The sequence below is a fragment of the uncultured Aquincola sp. genome, assembly GCF_964001545.1.
GTDB lineage: Bacteria > Pseudomonadota > Gammaproteobacteria > Burkholderiales > Burkholderiaceae_C > Aquincola.
The window spans coordinates 1-3,874 of sequence record NZ_CAXFDV010000795.1 but is presented as its reverse complement, the minus strand read 5'-3'; the positions used below and the strand labels follow the sequence as shown (position 1 = coordinate 3,874).

The 3,874-nt window shown below is 72.2% G+C and carries 4 protein-coding genes; all 4 read right to left on the bottom strand.

The window, feature by feature from the left end:
• The coding region (locus ABNT58_RS27620) for an MFS transporter (RefSeq protein WP_348756576.1) at positions 1-311 on the bottom strand (311 nt) is incomplete at its 3' end.
• A gap of 18 nt (positions 312-329) precedes the next feature.
• On the bottom strand, positions 330-1,604 hold the full coding sequence (locus tag ABNT58_RS27615; RefSeq protein ID WP_348756575.1) for an HlyD family efflux transporter periplasmic adaptor subunit: 1,275 nt from the start codon (positions 1,602-1,604) through the stop codon (positions 330-332).
• A gap of 32 nt (positions 1,605-1,636) precedes the next feature.
• Entirely contained in the window at positions 1,637-3,052 is a 1,416-nt protein-coding gene (locus ABNT58_RS27610) for an efflux transporter outer membrane subunit (RefSeq protein WP_348756577.1), read from the bottom strand.
• Positions 3,053-3,209: 157 nt separating this feature from the next.
• A complete protein-coding gene (locus ABNT58_RS27605; RefSeq protein WP_348756574.1) occupies positions 3,210-3,725 on the bottom strand; it encodes a MarR family transcriptional regulator in 516 nt (171 codons plus the stop codon).
• Between the last annotated feature and the right edge of the window lie 149 nt (positions 3,726-3,874).

Sequence of the window (3,874 nt, the reverse complement as noted above, 5' to 3'; positions counted from 1 at the left end):
TGGGTGAGCCAGCCGGTCAAAGGCACCGAGATGGCATTGGCCACCGCGAAGCTGGTGATGACCCAGGTGCCCTGGGTGGCGCTGACGCCCAGGTCGCCGGCGATGGACGGCAGCGACACGTTGGCGATGGACGTGTCCAGCACGTTCATGAAGGTGGCCAGCGACAGCGCCACCGTGCCGAGCGCCAGCTGGGAACCCGTGAGCGGCTGCGGGCCGGCCGGGGCGGCCGCGGGTGCGGGCGCCGGTGGTGGGGCGGCAGCCGGCGGCGCGCCGTCGCCGGGCCGGGCGGCCAGGGTGGTGTCCGATGCCATGGGCGATCCTCAGAAGACTCAGTGCGCGGCCGAGCCCTTGGCGGCGCTGGCCACCTGGCTGCTGGCGGCCACGGCCACGCGCTTGCCCAGCTGGGCGGCGACGATGCGCTTGACCTCTTCATCGGCCCGCGCATCCAGCGCGTCGAAGACCTGGGTCTGCACCGTGGCGGGCGCCTTGGCCGAGTCGGCCAGCACCTTGCCGTCCTGCTGGGTGACGTCCACCGTCACGTCCATCGACAGGCCCACGCGCAGCGGGTGCGCCTGCACTTCCTGCGGGTCGAGCGCGATGCGCACCGGCACCCGCTGCACCACCTTGATCCAGTTGCCGGTGGCGTTCTGCGCCGGCAGCAGCGAGAAGGCGGCGCCGGTGCCGGCGCCCAGGCCCACCACATGGCCGTGGTATTCCACCTTGCTGCCGTAGACGTCGGCTTCCAGCGTGGCGGGCTGGCCGATGCGCAGCTTGCGCAGCTGGCCTTCCTTGAAGTTGGCGTCCACCCAGGTGTCGCCCAGCGACACCACCGACATCAGCGGTGCGCCGGCCTGCACCCGCTGGCCCAGCTGCACGCTGCGGCGGGCCACGTAGCCATCCACAGGCGCCAGCAGCTCGGTGCGCTGCGCGGCCAGGTAGGCCTCACGCACCTGGGCGGCGGCGCGCTGCACATTGGGGTGGTCTTCCACCGCGCTGCCGTCGGTCAGGGCCACGTTGGCGGCCAGCTGCTCGGCGGCAGCCACGCGGGCCGACTGGGCCGCGGCCAGCGCGCTTTTGGCGGCAGCCAGTTGCGACTGCGCATGGTTGAACTCTTCCTTGCCCACGGCGCCGGTGGCCAGCAGCGGGCGGCGGCGTTCCACATCGTCCTGCGCGCGGGTCACGTCGCTGTTGGCGCGGGCGATGTCGGCCTCACGCAGCGCCACCTGGGCCTTCAGCGCCGCGTTGTTGGCGAACAGGGTGCGCACTTCGCGCACCGTCTGCGCCAGCTGCGCCTCGGCCCGGTCCAGCGCCACGCGGGCATCGGCCGGGTCGAGCTTGACCAGCGGCTGGCCGGCCTTGACGAAATCGGTGTCGTCGGCCTGGATGGCCAGCACCGTGCCGCCGACCTGCGGCGTGATCTGCACCACGTTGGCCTGCACGTAGGCGTTGTCGGTGTTCTCGAAGTGGCTGGCCACCTGCCAGTGGTGGATGCCGTAGGCGGCCGCGCCCAGCAGCACCACGCCGCCCAGGATCAGCAGGCCGCGCTTGCGTGCCGGGGCCTGCGGGTTGGCGGCGGGGGCGGCGTTGTCTTGCGTTTGGCTCATGGTCTTGCTCGAAAGGGGGTGGGTCGGCGCGCTCAGCGGGCGGCGGCCAGGGTGGAAGTCGGGGCAGTGGCAGCAGAGGCAGTGGCGGTGGCGGCGGTGTCGCGCCAGCCGCCGCCCAGGCTGCGCATCAGCAGCGCCTGGGTGTCCAGCGCGCGGGCCTTCAGCTCGGCCGCGGTGCGGCGCTGGGCCAGCACGTTGCTTTCGGCGTTCAGCACCACCAGGAAGGTGCCCAGGCCGGCGCGGTAGCGCTGCAGGGCCAGGTCGTAGGCGCTTTCGGCAGCGGCCTGGGCCGCCACCTGCTCCTGCTGCTGGCGCTCGATGGCCTGCAGCGAGGCCAGCTGGTCGGCCACCTCACGCACCGCATCCACCACCGCGCCGTTGTAGCTCTGCACCGCAGCGTCCAGGTCGGCGCTGCGGCCACGCAGGTTGGCGCGCAGCCGGCCGGCGTCGAAGATCGGCAGGCGGATGGCCGGGCCGGCGCCGTACTGGCGGCTGCCCGCCTCGATCAGGTTGCCCAGGCCCAGCGCGCTGAAGCCGGCAAAGGCCGTCAGGTTGACGTTGGGATAGAACTCGGTGCGGGCGACGGCGACATCTTGCGTGGCGGCTTCCACCCGCCAGCGGGCGGCGGCGATGTCGGGCCGGCGGCCCAGCAGGTCGGCGCCCAACTGCGCCGGCATGGCGGGCAGCTGCACCGGCTGCAAGGCCGGCTTCAGGCTGGCCAGCGCCTGCGACGGCTGGGCGGTGAGCGCGGCCAGCTGGTTGCGGGCCAGCGCGATCTGCTCGTCCAGCTGGGCGATCTGCACACGGGCTTCGGGCAATGCTCCTTCGCCCTGGCGCAGCTCGACGTTGGTGTCCAGGCCGGCGTCGACCCGCTGGCGCACCAGCTTCAGGGTTTCGTCGCGCTGGCTCAGCGCCCGCTCGGCCACGTCGCGCAGCGCAAAGGCGCGGGCCAGGCCCACGTAGCTGCGCACGACGTTGGTGGCCAGCATCAGGCGGGCGGCGTCGGCATCGGCCATCGCGGCGCGTTCACCGCCCAGCGCGGCTTCCAGCGCGGCGCGGTTGCGGCCGAAGAAGTCCAGCTCCCACGAGACCCCGGCCTGCAGCGTGGCATTGGTGCGCACGGTGCCGGCCAGCGGCGGCGGAATCAGGCCGTTTTCGGTGTAGCGCTGGCGGGTGGCGTCGGCGCTCAAGGTGGCATTGGGGCGCTCGGCGGCGCGGGCGTTCTCGATCGCGGCGCCGGCACGTGCCACGCGGGCGGCGGCCACCTGCAGGCTGGGGCTGTCGGCCAGGGCCTTGTCCACCAGGCCGTTGAGCGTGGCGTCGCCAAAGGCCTGCCACCACTGCGGCTGCACCTCGGGCGTGGCCACTTCGGTGGCCAGGCCCACGCGGGCCGGCTCGATCTTCTGCGCGGTGGACTGGATGTTGCCGGGGCTGGCGCAGCCGGCCATCAGCACCACGGCCGACACCACGGCCAGCGCCGCGGTGAGGGTGGTGAGCGACACCGAACGTGCCGGCAGCGCGCGGTGCAGCACGCAGGGCAGCGCCGCCAGCCCGTGGCAGTCGGTGGAAGGTTGACGAAGTTTCACAACAGGCCTTTCTTGATCTTCAGGCGGCTTCCGCCGCATCGGCGGTGCCCTCGGCACCGCGCAGCGCGTCGCCGTTGCGCGCCATGCGGCGCAGCAACGACAGCAGCGTCTGCCATTCGTCCTGGCTGAATCCGGTCAGGTGATCGTTGAACACCTCGGCCAGCGCCGGCAGCACCAGCGAGGCCAGGCGATCGCCCTCTTGCGTCAGCTCGAGGTTGACCACCCGGCGGTCGGTGCCTGAGCGCACGCGGGCCACCAGGCCCTTGGCTTCCAGCCGGTCGAGCGAGCGGGTCATCGCGCCGGCATCGGTCTGCAGGTCGCGCGCCAGCGCCGCCACGGTGGCGCACTGGCCGAGCTTGAGCTTCATCAGCGGCACCCACTGCACATGGGTGAGGCCATGGCCGGCCAGGCGGCGGTCGGCCTGCAGGGCGATGGACTGCATCACCCGCTTGAAGAGCATGCCCAGGCTGTCTTCCGCATTCCAGGCGTCGGGGCGGTAGAAGCTGGCGGGGGTGGTCGGATCGGCGGATTCCATGGGGCAGATATTACTTGCCTAGGCAACCATTGTCAAGGCAGTGGCTGCATGAGCATTGATTGCCCCGGCAGTATTTGTCATGACACAACAGGAGCGCGGTTCCCGGTCCCTACACTGCGCGCCATGAGTTCCGCGCCCTCTTCCGCCCC